Below are 12,680 nucleotides of genomic sequence, written 5' to 3' on the forward strand. Positions count from 1 at the left end.
ATAAATAGAGTTACCAATTAGCAAAAGCTTTATTGTATATATCTTCCGTTAGCATTTGAATAATTTCCTTACCCAAAGTCTCTTCCTGTGCACTCTGAAGGTTTCCAGCGAACTCTTTAAAACGTGTAAATGGCTGTTCAAAATCGTCCTTCGGGTTAATTTTATTATGATAAGTCACTTTGACTGTGATCGTCAATCTATTCATAGCAGCACGATCAGTCCCCGCTTCAACAGCAGCAGGACTTATCGTATACTCGGTGATAAATCCCTCAAAGTTTGCATCACCATCCTGGTTCACCTGACTCAATCGAGACTGATTACGAATACGCTCTTTAAGTGCCTCCGTAAAATTCTGACTCAATGTCGGGTAAACTAATGGAGCAATGTTTTCGAAATATTGAATATTAACTGTTTTCATTCCCTCAGGAATAGACCCACCAGTAAACCCATATTTTACCCCACAACTATTCATGACAAACAAAAAGATTGTCGTGAGAAAAGTATATACTATTTTTTTTGACAACATCTGTAAACTCTAATCTAAATTTAAGTCTTTAATCTTTCTATACAAAGTTCTTTCAGAAATTCCCAACTCTTGTGCAGCAGCTTTACGTTTACCACGGTGTTTTTTCAACGCCTTCTTGATTAAATCAGATTCCTTATCTACAAGTGATAAAGATTCTTCCACCTCTTCTGCATCCTGCAGATAGTCATCCTTTGAAACCGGATTTTTCAGCACATTTGCAGCATTTGCCGGCGAATGTATCGTCAAAGTCGGTGTTGTATAATTTTCCGGCTCCGATTTCAAATGTGGCTCAATCTCTTGATACAATTGATTAATGTATGGAGAATTTTGATCAAACGTGCTAGAATCAACGCCCTTCTGAATTAATTCAACCACCAGTTTTTTCAGATCAACCATATCTTTCTTCATATCAAATAAAACTTTATACAGCAAATCTCTTTCTGAAAAATCCTCCTTCCCCCCATTATTTGACGGAACTACTGCTGGGAGGCTCGTCCGGGATTCATTGGGCAAATAATTTTGAAGCGTATACGCATCTACAACACGTTCTTTCTCCAAAACAGCAATTTGTTCGGCAACATTTTTCAGTTGACGCACATTTCCAGGCCAACTATAGTTGCGTAGCATATTCTGAGCATCGTCCGTCAGTTGCACGCCCGGAGTACGGTACTTTTCAGAAAAGTCCACAATGAACTTACGAAATAACAAGTTGACATCTTCAGGACGCTCACGCAAAGAGGGCACACGTAAGGGTACAGTATTTAAACGATAATAAAGATCTTCGCGAAATCTACCTTTTTGTACAGCTTCAAAAACATTCACATTTGTAGCGGCAACTACACGAACATTTGTTTTCTGCACTTTGGATGACCCGACCCTTATATACTCACCGGACTCCAGCACACGTAACAATCGTGCTTGCGTACCCAAAGGTAACTCACCAACCTCATCTAAAAAAATCGTTCCACCGTCAACGACTTCAAAATAACCCTTTCGAGCTTCATGCGCACCCGTAAAAGAGCCTTTTTCATGACCAAATAACTCGGAGTCAATAGTTCCTTCTGGTATAGCCCCACAGTTGACCGCAATAAAGGGGCCATGCTTACGTGAACTCAATTGATGGATAATATGCGAAAAAACTTCTTTACCACTACCACTCTCACCTTGTATTAATACGGAAATATCTGTCGGAGCCACTTGCCGCGCAATATCAATTGCCCGATTCAACAATGGCGAATTACCGATAATTCCAAATCTATTCTTTATATCTTGGTTATCCATAAATTTCCGGTTGGAAATAAAATAATCTAAGTTAGCTTAATCAACAATTTTTCCTAACAGCGTCGCAGAAGTACATGATTCAACAAGCACATTCACATAGTCACCTTGTTTAAATCGAGGATCTATTGGAAAAACAACTAATGCATTTTGGTCGTTACGTCCACAAAAATCGAACTCAGATCGTTTTGAAAATCCTTCAATGAGTACCTTACAGACTTTCCCAACAAATTGTTGATAACGATACAAACTATGATCGCGTTGTTTATTGATAACTTCCGTCAAACGCCGTTTTTTAATATCTTCAGGAATATCATCTGCATATCTTTTCGCCGCCAATGTGCCCGGTCTTTCCGAATAAGCAAACATATAAGCGAAATCATATTTCACATAGTCCATCATAGAAAGTGTATCCTGATGTTCTTCTTCCGTTTCCGTGCAGAAACCAGTAATGACATCGGTAGAAATAGCACATTCCGGTATAATACGACGAATTGCATCGACACGCTCCATATACCACGCGCGATCATACGTACGGTTCATCAATTCCAATACTCTGGAATTCCCGGACTGTACGGGCAAGTGAATATAATTACAGATATTTTCATGTGATGCTATCGCATACAATACCTCATCTGTAATATCTTTTGGATGAGAAGTTGAAAAACGAACACGCAGAAGTGGGCTGATTTCTGCAACCATCGTAAGCAAAGTAGCAAAAGTGACAGTTTCGCTAGGAACATCGCCTTCTGCTACTGGAGCAGTATATTTATAGGAATCGACATTTTGTCCTAACAACGTAACTTCCTTATAGCCCGCATTAAAAAGATCTTGAGCTTCCTGCACAATAGACTGCGGATCACGACTACGTTCGCGGCCCCGTGTGAAAGGAACAACACAGAAAGAACACATATTATCACAACCGCGCATAATTGAAATAAAAGCGGTGACGCCATTTGAATTCAAACGAACTGGATTGATATCAGCATAGGTTTCCTCTCTTGATAATAAAACATTTACGGCTTTAGCGCCATCGTCAACCTGATCAATCAAATTAGGCAAATCACGATAAGCATCTGGCCCCACCACAACATCAACCAATTTTTCTTCTTCCAAAAACTTCGACTTTAGACGCTCGGCCATGCACCCTAATACACCAACGATCATTCCAGGATTCTTTGCTTTAGCAGCTTCAAACTCCTTTAACCGGTTACGAACGCGTTGTTCGGCATTCTCGCGGATCGAACAGGTATTAATAAAAACAACATCAGCTTCCTGATAATTCTTGGTCGTCTCAAATCCTTTATCCAACAAAATAGAAGCAACAATCTCACTATCCGAAAAATTCATCTGGCAACCGTAACTTTCAATATAAAGTTTACGTCCAGTACTTAAAGTCGGATCCTGTTCCAATAATAATGCCTCACCCTGACGAGATTCGTCGTGTTCCTTCGTGGTATGTGTTAAATCTAGCATAGCTCGCTATTCAATAGAATGTAATTTTTATTATTTAATGAAGTCAACCCAGGCAGAAATCCATAATTTGATGAATTAATTTCCCACCAACGTTTGTTTCAAAGATTACAAAGTTAGAAATTTAAATCCATATAATGACAGTTTGTCAGACAGAAATATGGTTTATGATTTGTCACATTTTAGGGCGAAACAAATCACATTGGAAATTTTCGCCCGCTTTATTCTACCCCAAAAAAAAAGCGTTGATAAACTCAACGCTTTTTATGATTAAACATCAAATAGCACAAATCAGAAAGACTAACGTCTTAAATCGAGTTATTGTCCTGCTTGTTGCTTCGCTTCTTTTTTCATTTGATCACCCGCGACGATGACGATCTCTACCCGACGGTTTTGCGCACGTCCAGCTTCTGTATCATTACTTGCAATCGGCTCAGAGAAATTTCTGCCTTCTGTACGGATACGTGATGAAGCCAAACCTTTGGATACTGCAAAAGCACGCACTGAATTCGCACGGTCCAAAGATACCTTTTCATTTGCAGCCAGTGTTCCAACGTTATCGGTATGTCCGATAACCAAAATTTCAGTACCCTGTTCTTTATTCAATGTAGTAACCAAATTTGCAATATTATCTTTGGCAGATGCCTTAAGGTCTGATTTATTAAAGTCGAATAAAATACCTGAGTCAAACTTAACTACGATACCTTCTGCAGACTGCGTCACTTCGGCTCCTTCAACAGTTTTCGAGATCTCGGCTGCTTGCTTATCCATTTTTTTACCAATCAATACACCAGCAGCACCACCAATTGCAGCACCGGCCAAAGTACCAATTGCCGTATTACCGGCTTTACCCCCGATTAATGCACCCAATGCACCACCGGCAACACCACCAATGACTCCCCCTTTAGTTGCATTATTCGTATTTTGAATGGTAGAACAACTTCCAAATAACATAGCTGAGGTTGCAACCGTCAAACCAAATACAGCCAATTTTCTATTCATTTTCATATGTATGCGATCTAAGACTTTATATTTAAACTAATACAGCTCTACTAAAATCAAACTAAGTGCCAAAAGATATTTTTATCAACTTTTTTGTTACCAAATAAGTAAAAAAGCGCTATTAAATTTCCTCTATGCAGTCAAAACGCTACATTATTTACTCATCTTTATTTAATAGAACATTAGCTATTAACACGAAATGTTCTATTTCTCCTGTGTCTTTACTTCAATATCTGGCAATAATGAGCCTTTAGGTCTCCCCTTCGCATCAAAATCTTCCATAGACTGTTGCACGTAATGCATCAAATCATATTGTCCCCAATGTTCAGCGAGATCAAAAGATGGACGATAACGTATCATAAAAGCATCCAGCTCAGCACTATCCAGTTTCGTCAGATTCTTAACAGCTTCACGAGAAAAAATACGATCAACTTGTAACTCCTCTTTCTCTCTATCCATAAATCGTCCAAAGCGCTTCGCATTCTTAGCCTCTCGCCCAAAAAGATTATAAAGTGCAGTGGCCGGACTACCTAAATAAGTTCCAAACTTGTTTTTACCGCCATTATAAACACCCTTTCTGGAATAGTTATTCATAGCATCGTTTAATTCAGCTTCTTTTGTCTTCCTTTCCACAACGACAGTCTCCAATCGTATACCCTCTTGCAATTCCACATAAAACTCATTCAAATTGGTTAACACAGTCTTTACAGGCGAATACCCCACCTTAGTGAAAGACAACGAATCTCCCACTGATGCGTCAATTGTAAAAACACCGAAAGAATTGGTCAGCGTTGATCTGTGCGTACGGAGATTGATTACCACCGCATCCCCAATGCGATTACCATTATCCTTTTGTAAAACCATACCCGAAACCTTCTGCTGTTGCTGAGCAGTAGCGCCGAAATAGGTAAATAAAAGTAAAAAAAAACCTACTATCTGTATCTGTAATATTTTCATCCTATTATCTCTCTTCAATTATGCCAATTAGTTTTAGCTTACAGCAGTTTCATTGGATCCAATAGCACATGCTCAAGATCGCATGCACAGTTATTTTCAATCGTATAAATTATATTTTATACGTTAGCTATTGACTAAAATTAATAATAGTTGGACACTTGTACTGTTAAAAAAGTTTAAATATTCTTATGTACGCTACTTGTAAGGATAAAAAACAAAATTGGCCCCTTCCGCAACCACAACAAACAAACACATAAAATCTTTAGCAGGTTTATAGTTCTGAATAAAGGACGATTTACGATCTTCCTGTATGATATCCTTCGAAACAAACTCTTCTAGGGTGGACGCATTAATTGTCCATTTTGTATCCAGCTCCTTGCGATCCAATATAACCTCGCCAACAGAGACATCATGCTGATGAGCGATGAAAATGGGGTATTCAGAATACCCTTCTTCCACGATTTCCAACGCTACCTCGCGGATAGATTCACTATAAAAATCGAGATCGACCTGCAGGCTCTTTAATGGACTTTGTCCTGTAGATGTTGTATTTTCCCCTCTTGCAGACCCTGCAAATAAATCTTCTACTTCCATAATGGTACTATAACTTTTTCAATTCCAATAAAACGACATTCTCAACATGTTGCGTATGCGGAAACATGTCCACCGGTTTAATACGCTTTACCTCATATTTCTCCGCTAACAACAGAAGATCTCTCGCCTGCGTAGCAGCATTACAACTTACATATACGATACGCGGAGATTCCATTTCCAACAAACGTGCCACAACATCAGCATGCATTCCTGCACGTGGCGGGTCTGTAATCACCACATCAGGTTTACCATGTTCGGCAATGAAGGAAGGGGTCAAAACATCCTTCATATCTCCAGCGTAGAACTTTGTATTCGTAATATTATTGATGGATGAATTGACTTGTGCATCTTCAATAGCTGTAGGAACGTACTCTACACCCACAACTACTCGGGCTTGCTTAGCAACAAAATTTGCTATCGTACCAGCACCCGTATACAAATCATATACCAATTCATCGCCATTCAGACCGGCAAAATCACGGGTGATTTTATATAACTCATAAGCTTGCGCAGAATTCGTTTGATAGAAAGATTTAGGTCCAACTTTATACCGTAATCCTTCCATCTCTTCATAAATGAAATCACGTCCGGCGTAGATATGTATGTCTTGATCAAAGATCGTATCGTTGCGTTTCTGATTGACAATATATAATAGCGAAGTGATTTGTGGAAACTTTTCTTTGACATCATTCATCAGCAATTCGACCTGCCCCTCTTCCGGATAAGCAAAAACAACGATCACCATCATCTCGCCAGTAGAAGAAATGCGGATAATCAAATTACGCAAAACACCTGTATGCTCACGCAAATCGTAGAAAGTAATGCCTTGGCCAAGTGCAAAATCACGAATTGAATTGCGAATTTCATTTGAAGGGTCTTCTTGCAGATGACAATGATCAATATCTAAAATTTTATCAAAACGTCCCGGCACGTGAAATCCCAAAGCATTCATTTCCAATACAGACGCATCTTCATCCACAGAAGTCAACCACTTTTTGTTTGAAAAAGTGTACTCTAATTTATTCCTATAATATTCCGTTTGCACCGACCCTAATATAGGTTCCATAGCAGCAGTATCAACCTTCCCAATACGCGATAAAGCATTATCGACAGACTGTTGCTTAAATTTCAATTGAGCATCATAGGTCATATGCTGCCACTTACATCCGCCACAAACTCCAAAGTGCTCGCAAAAAGGATTTACACGATAGGATGAGGCTTCTTTTAAAGCAGTTACCCGAGCTTCTGCAAAATTCTTTTTCTTGCGCATAAGCTCCACGTCAACAACATCTCCCGGAACAGCTTTTTCAACAAACAAAACCAAATCTTCGGTTTTTCCAACACCTCTACCCTCTTCGGCAATATCAATGATGGCAATATCTTTCAAGAACTTTTTATCTTGCGGAATTCTTCTACTCATAGGATGCAAAAATACAATTTTTATAACGATTTTTCACCTGCACATTTTTTTTATAAGCATTGATTACCACGACGATAAAGGAACTCTTCACGTACTACCGGCTTCGTATAGGGAATAATGGAGCAATCAAATATCGACGAACGTAAATAGGGAAAAAGCAAAGCACAAGAAAGGAACAACATTGAAAAAGGAGAGCGCCGGCCATTGGAGCAGCAATGACAGCGTTCACGAAACTTATTGAACAGTTGCCTGAACAAGGTAAGGCAGGATTTCCTTCTGAAAGGAAATGAAATTTTTACGCACATCAGCATCCGAAACCGCAGTAAACGCAAATGAAAACACAATACTTTTACTGGATTTAATCAGAAAGGTTAACTTCTCTTCACTAATCGCTTCATTAATTTTTTCATTTTGGATGAATGTACTTAAGAGCAGAAACTCCAAATCTTCTGAAAGCGTTTTTAGGTATTCCTGAGCATTCGCAGACTCCCGAATAAACTCCCATCCGATCAACTCATTGCAAACAGTATAGGTAAGTCGACTTACCCGCAAAATCGTAAAGCCCAAAAAGGAAGCCATATCATCTTCATATTTGGTCGTTTTTAAAATATCCTGCAAGCTCGCACGAAGATAGTCCATCAAGATGGCATGCAAAATCATTTCTTTGCTATCAAAATATTTGTACACAGTAGCTTTCGCTATGTTGGCCTTTTTCGCCAAAGTATTCACACTGGTCTTATGATAACCATTCTGACGAAAAAGCTCCCGTGCCGTTCTTTTTATTGATTCAATGATATGATCTGGTTCCATGTAATTTTATAATAGGCATATCGAATTTCAGCCACAAGAACAAAGACTAAAAAGCATCATATTATTCCCAGACTTCGTCATAATAGAGAATAATATGATGCAATATTGGTTTTGAACATTAATTTATATTAATTCCGTCTCAAATTGAGCTAAGAAACGAGTGTCGTTCTCAGAGAAAAGACGCAAGTCCTTAATTACATATTTCAGATTAGTGATACGTTCGATACCCATACCAAATGCAAAACCCGCGTATTTTTTACTATCAATACCACAATTATCCAGCACATTAGGGTCCACCATACCACAACCTAGAATCTCTACCCAGCCAGAGTATTTACACAGATTACATCCAGCACCTTTACAAATGGTACAAGAAATATCCATTTCTGCCGAAGGCTCCGTAAAAGGAAAATATGAAGGACGGAAACGTACTTTAGTACCTTCACCGTACATTTCTTGGACAAAATGATATAAAGTTTGTTTCAAATCAGCAAAAGAGACATTTTCGTCTACATACAAACCTTCCACCTGATGAAAGAAACAGTGCGCACGTGCCGAAATAGCCTCATTTCTATAAACACGACCCGGCATAATGGCACGGAACGGAGGTTGACCAGCTTCCATTAAACGTACCTGAACGGAAGAAGTATGCGTCCTTAAAGTAATATCATTACCTTCCTGTTTCTTAATAAAGAACGTATCTTGCATATCACGCGCAGGATGCTCAGGAGGGAAATTTAAGGCCGAGAAGTTGTGCCAGTCGTCTTCGATTTCTGGGCCTTCTGAAACAACAAAACCTAATTTCTTGAAAATTTCAACGATTTCTTTACGAACCAAGGAGATTGGATGTCTAGATCCCAGCTGAAAACCCTGCCCCGGTAAAGTTAAATCGCCCTCAAACTGTTCGGATTTTTGCTTCTCTCCAGTTCCGAATTTTTCTTGTGCTTCCTTAAACGTATTTTCTGCCAACTGCTTAAATTCGTTCAACACTTTACCCAAAGTACGTTTCTCTTCAGGTGTAACCGTTTTGAATTCATCAAAAAGATTCTTCACAATCCCTTTGGAAACCAAAAACCTCAATCTGAAATTTTCTACATCGGCTGAAGAAGTTGGCGAAAATGCCTTAATTTCCTCAGTATACTGCGTAATTCTATCTTGCAACATAATTAAAGCAAACATAGCCAAAATTTCGTCGAAAAAGAAAATTTATGGACATTCGCCCATCATGAACAAAACATCAGCTTTAGATAACTAAAAAAAGAAATGTAGCCATTTACGCTGTACGAGTAGTCAAAATGCATTATAAACAAAAAAAAGCAGACTCATTTGCCTGCTCCTCTAAATATCATCGATTGATTACCAAAGTCAAGTTTTTACATAAACATCACTTTTTACAGATTAAAATGGTAAAGGATTATCCTCTTGGTCATTTTCGGTAAAGTCAACTTCAACTTCTTTATCTTCCACCCTTTTGTGCCTGCGTATTGGATGTATTACCCGAAGCTGTACCAGTGTTCGGCTCAAAATCTGATTTACGACCTAAAAGTGTAAAAGTTTCTGCAACCACCTCCGTAGCGTATCGTCTAATACCTTCCTTATCCTCATAAGTACGCGTCCTTAATCGGCCTTCAATATAAACTAACTTCCCTTTTGTTAGATATTTCACAGCTACGTCAGCCAGACCTCGCCACATTACAATATTGTGCCATTCGGTTTGCTCCACCCTTTTTCCATCTTTATTATAGGTTTCTGATGTTGCCAATGGAAAACTGGCAACAGAGACATTGCCTTCTAAATAACGAATTTCGGGATCTTTTCCAAGATGTCCCACTAAAATGACTTTGTTAACTCCTGACATAATTTAAAAGCATAAATGGTTAAAAATTTGACCTTTCCAAAAAAGTAAAGATCAACTTGTGTTTAGCTAATTTATCTAAATCTTTTAGAATTACATAATCCCAATTTGATTTTTTTTGAATTAAATCACCTTTTAACCGCACTTCAAAAAATGTGGCATAAATATTCTGATGACTTAAAATATGCTTAGTCTGCTGCTGCAAGATGCTCAGGTCAGCGTCTTGCCCAAAATAAGACACAAACCACTTATCGTTCAGAATATCAATAATATCCATCGTATGATCAGATTCTAATAGTGGAAACTCATACAAATTTTGCCAAACATCACCTTCACCGCGTTTAGACATCAGAAGATGATCGCTGTTCTTTAAAATAAAATAATTGAAATATCTATCTCTGCTTCCTTTGCCTTTAAGCTTTACAGGCAATTGATTGACCTCGCCGCGTGTAAAGGCGTAGCAAGAAAGGCGAAACACACATTGCTCGCAAAGCGGTTGCTTAGGCTTACAATGGATCGCACCAAAATCCATAATAGCCTGGTTATATTGGGCAGGATGATTGTGATCCAGATTTTCTTTCGCTATCGCCGCGAAAACCTTTTTCCCTTCCGTTGAATTAATGGGAGTTTCTATTCCATAATAGCGTGCAAGTACGCGAAACACGTTCCCGTCCAAAACAGCCTGAGCTTCATTATTAGCAAAAGAAGATATCGCTGCAGCAGTGTACTCCCCTACGCCAGGAAGGCTTAGTAGGGTCTTATAATCCACTGGAAAAATCCCATTATATTGATCCCGGACAATTCGAGCGGCTTTATGCATATTCCTCCCCCTGGAGTAATACCCCAAGCCTTGCCAGAGGTGAAGAATGTCGTCTTCATCCGCATTTGCAAAATCGACTACGGTATTGAATCGCTCCACAAAACGATAATAGTACGGCATGCCCTGCTCCACCCGCGTCTGTTGCAAAATAATCTCCGAAAGCCATATTTTGTACGCATCATGTGTTTCTCTCCATGGTAGATCTCGCTTATGCTCTTGATACCATGCTTGCAATTCTTCACCAAATATCATAAACACAAAAATGCATAATTTTTGCCTATTCCAAGCATTAACCCCGTCCCAAGGGTGCTCTTCCTATATTAATTTATTCACAATAGCCGACGTTTCTAAAAATCGATAGACACATTGGAAGGAAGACTTGGAGAATTTTTCCTATATTGACGCCAAAGGGAAGTTTATCAAAGTATGAAGAGTAATTCGCAGACATTTCAATTGTCGACATTGCACCGTGGAAAATACATGTTTATATTGTTGACTTCAATCCTGTTCATTGGAATGGGCATGTCCAAAGTTCCGGTACAGGAAATCCTCAAGATTATCATCGCTCTTTTAATGATTCCCTTCGCCTTATACTTGGCCATTAAGCTTTCGACATTATCGTCGACATGGATTTTGGACGAAGAGGTGCTCCGCATTAGCAATGCCAAGAAAACAGTCGTTTTTCCTTTAAGCAGTATTTCATATATCCGAAATCTGAAGCGCTCTGGCGGCAACCTAATTATTATCCACCCGGTCAAAGGCCCGGCTTTTCGAACATGGCGCAACAAATTGTTCCAAAAGGAAGATGATCTTCCACTGTTGAGCGAGGCGCTGAGGACAGCCGATATCGAATATTACGACCTATAAATTCTTTGTTCCTTCAGTAACATTTGTTACAGGCTTTTGCAAAGGCAGTATGTACCTTTGTAACATCACTTAAGAACATTGTTATGTTATTGGAATACATCAAACAACCGTGGCCCTGGTATATTTCAGGTCCTTTAATTGCACTGGTCATGTACCTTCTGCTCAAACAGGGTAAGGATTTTGGCATGTCCAACAATTTACGTACAATGTGCACTGTACTAGGTGCAGGCAAAACTTCATCTTTTTTTAGGTTCGACTGGAAGACACAATCCTGGAATCTTCTGCTGGTACTCGGAACCGTTATCGGAGGTTTTATCGCACATTATTTTCTCGACGACGGCACACCAACACAAATCCATGCAAAAAGTGTGGCAGATCTGAAAGAACTGGGTATTATCGACCATATACAAGGTTACCTACCCGAATCCATTTTTGTTTTTAACGGATCTCTGTTTCAATTCCTAATTTTAAGTATCGGCGGCATATTAATCGGCTTTGGAACGCGGTATGCTGGCGGCTGCTCTTCTGGACATGCCATTTCAGGACTCAGCAACTTCCAGATTCCATCGTTGATCGCTGTAATCGGCTTCTTCCTAGGTGGAATAATCATGATCCATTTTTTATTTCCCTTAATCTTTGCATAAAATGAAAGCGTTAAAATTCATATTAATAGGCATATTATTTGGCATTATCTTATACAAGTCGGAAGCAGCATCATGGTACAGAATATACGAAATGTTTCAATTTCGCTCCTTTCACATGTATGGTATCATTGGAACAGCGCTAACAACAGCCATTATTATTGTACAGATCATTAAAAGGAAACAAATTAAGGACAGCCACGGAGCGCACATTACCTTTGCAGATAAAGATAAAAGCATTACCCGGTATCTGGTGGGCGGCACAATCTTTGGTTTGGGCTGGGCGCTGACTGGTGCTTGCCCAGGCCCCATGTTTGCTTTGATCGGGGCCGGTTACTGGACGATTGGCATTGTACTATTGTTTGCCTTATTGGGTACATGGATTTACGGTATCTTGCGCAACAAATTGCCCCATTGACCTACAGGTAGTCTACTAT

The 12,680-nt window shown here is 39.2% G+C and carries 14 protein-coding genes; 3 read left to right on the plus strand and 11 right to left on the minus strand.

Annotated features, from left to right (window positions below):
- Positions 1–10 precede the first annotated feature (10 nt).
- From QE382_RS22780 to mutY, 11 genes are all read right to left on the minus strand, one after another.
- Positions 11–418 carry an LptE family protein gene (locus QE382_RS22780; protein ID WP_307187885.1) on the minus strand — a complete coding sequence of 136 codons (408 nt, stop codon included), beginning with the start codon at positions 416–418 and terminating at the stop codon, positions 11–13.
- 117 nt (positions 419–535) lie between these two features.
- Entirely contained in the window at positions 536–1,807 is a 1,272-nt protein-coding gene (locus QE382_RS22785; RefSeq protein WP_209577572.1) for a sigma-54 interaction domain-containing protein, read from the minus strand.
- A gap of 36 nt (positions 1,808–1,843) precedes the next feature.
- Complete coding sequence (miaB, locus tag QE382_RS22790; protein WP_307187886.1) at positions 1,844–3,280, minus strand: tRNA (N6-isopentenyl adenosine(37)-C2)-methylthiotransferase MiaB; 1,437 nt, start codon at positions 3,278–3,280, stop codon at positions 1,844–1,846.
- A gap of 315 nt (positions 3,281–3,595) precedes the next feature.
- Positions 3,596–4,285: a YiaD family glycine zipper/OmpA-like lipoprotein gene (locus tag QE382_RS22795; RefSeq protein WP_293953107.1), complete on the minus strand. Its 690-nt coding sequence runs from the start codon at positions 4,283–4,285 to the stop codon at positions 3,596–3,598.
- A gap of 198 nt (positions 4,286–4,483) precedes the next feature.
- On the minus strand, positions 4,484–5,236 hold the full coding sequence (locus QE382_RS22800; RefSeq protein WP_307187887.1) for a hypothetical protein: 753 nt from the start codon (positions 5,234–5,236) through the stop codon (positions 4,484–4,486).
- 195 nt (positions 5,237–5,431) lie between these two features.
- The gene (locus QE382_RS22805) at positions 5,432–5,830 is read right to left on the minus strand and encodes a hypothetical protein (RefSeq protein WP_293953111.1); all 399 of its coding nucleotides are present in this window, start codon (positions 5,828–5,830) and stop codon (positions 5,432–5,434) included.
- A gap of 7 nt (positions 5,831–5,837) precedes the next feature.
- Positions 5,838–7,250, minus strand: coding sequence for a 23S rRNA (uracil(1939)-C(5))-methyltransferase RlmD (rlmD, locus tag QE382_RS22810; RefSeq protein ID WP_307187888.1), 1,413 nt, complete (start codon positions 7,248–7,250; stop codon positions 5,838–5,840).
- Between the two features lie 234 nt (positions 7,251–7,484).
- Positions 7,485–8,060 (minus strand): TetR/AcrR family transcriptional regulator, encoded by a 576-nt coding sequence (locus tag QE382_RS22815; RefSeq protein WP_293953114.1) that lies wholly within the window; start codon positions 8,058–8,060, stop codon positions 7,485–7,487.
- Between the two features lie 123 nt (positions 8,061–8,183).
- The gene (gene pheS, locus QE382_RS22820) at positions 8,184–9,224 is read right to left on the minus strand and encodes a phenylalanine--tRNA ligase subunit alpha (protein ID WP_294345714.1); all 1,041 of its coding nucleotides are present in this window, start codon (positions 9,222–9,224) and stop codon (positions 8,184–8,186) included.
- Between the two features lie 292 nt (positions 9,225–9,516).
- Complete coding sequence (locus tag QE382_RS22825) at positions 9,517–9,918, minus strand: single-stranded DNA-binding protein (protein WP_307187889.1); 402 nt, start codon at positions 9,916–9,918, stop codon at positions 9,517–9,519.
- A 19-nt stretch (positions 9,919–9,937) separates the two neighbouring features.
- Positions 9,938–10,987, minus strand: coding sequence for an A/G-specific adenine glycosylase (gene mutY, locus QE382_RS22830; protein ID WP_307187890.1), 1,050 nt, complete (start codon positions 10,985–10,987; stop codon positions 9,938–9,940).
- Positions 10,988–11,161: 174 nt separating this feature from the next.
- Between mutY and QE382_RS22835 the strand changes: the two genes are divergently transcribed.
- The 3 genes from QE382_RS22835 to QE382_RS22845 all read left to right on the plus strand — a co-directional run bounded on the left by QE382_RS22835 (position 11,162) and on the right by QE382_RS22845 (position 12,661).
- Positions 11,162–11,602, plus strand: coding sequence for a hypothetical protein (locus QE382_RS22835; RefSeq protein WP_307187891.1), 441 nt, complete (start codon positions 11,162–11,164; stop codon positions 11,600–11,602).
- Positions 11,603–11,685: 83 nt separating this feature from the next.
- Complete coding sequence (locus QE382_RS22840; protein WP_209577549.1) at positions 11,686–12,246, plus strand: YeeE/YedE family protein; 561 nt, start codon at positions 11,686–11,688, stop codon at positions 12,244–12,246.
- A 1-nt stretch (position 12,247) separates the two neighbouring features.
- The gene (locus QE382_RS22845) at positions 12,248–12,661 is read left to right on the plus strand and encodes a DUF6691 family protein (RefSeq protein WP_293882647.1); all 414 of its coding nucleotides are present in this window, start codon (positions 12,248–12,250) and stop codon (positions 12,659–12,661) included.
- The last annotated feature ends 19 nt before the right edge of the window (positions 12,662–12,680 follow it).

The sequence above is a fragment of the Sphingobacterium zeae genome, from assembly GCF_030818895.1.
Taxonomy (GTDB): Bacteria; Bacteroidota; Bacteroidia; order Sphingobacteriales; family Sphingobacteriaceae; genus Sphingobacterium; species Sphingobacterium zeae.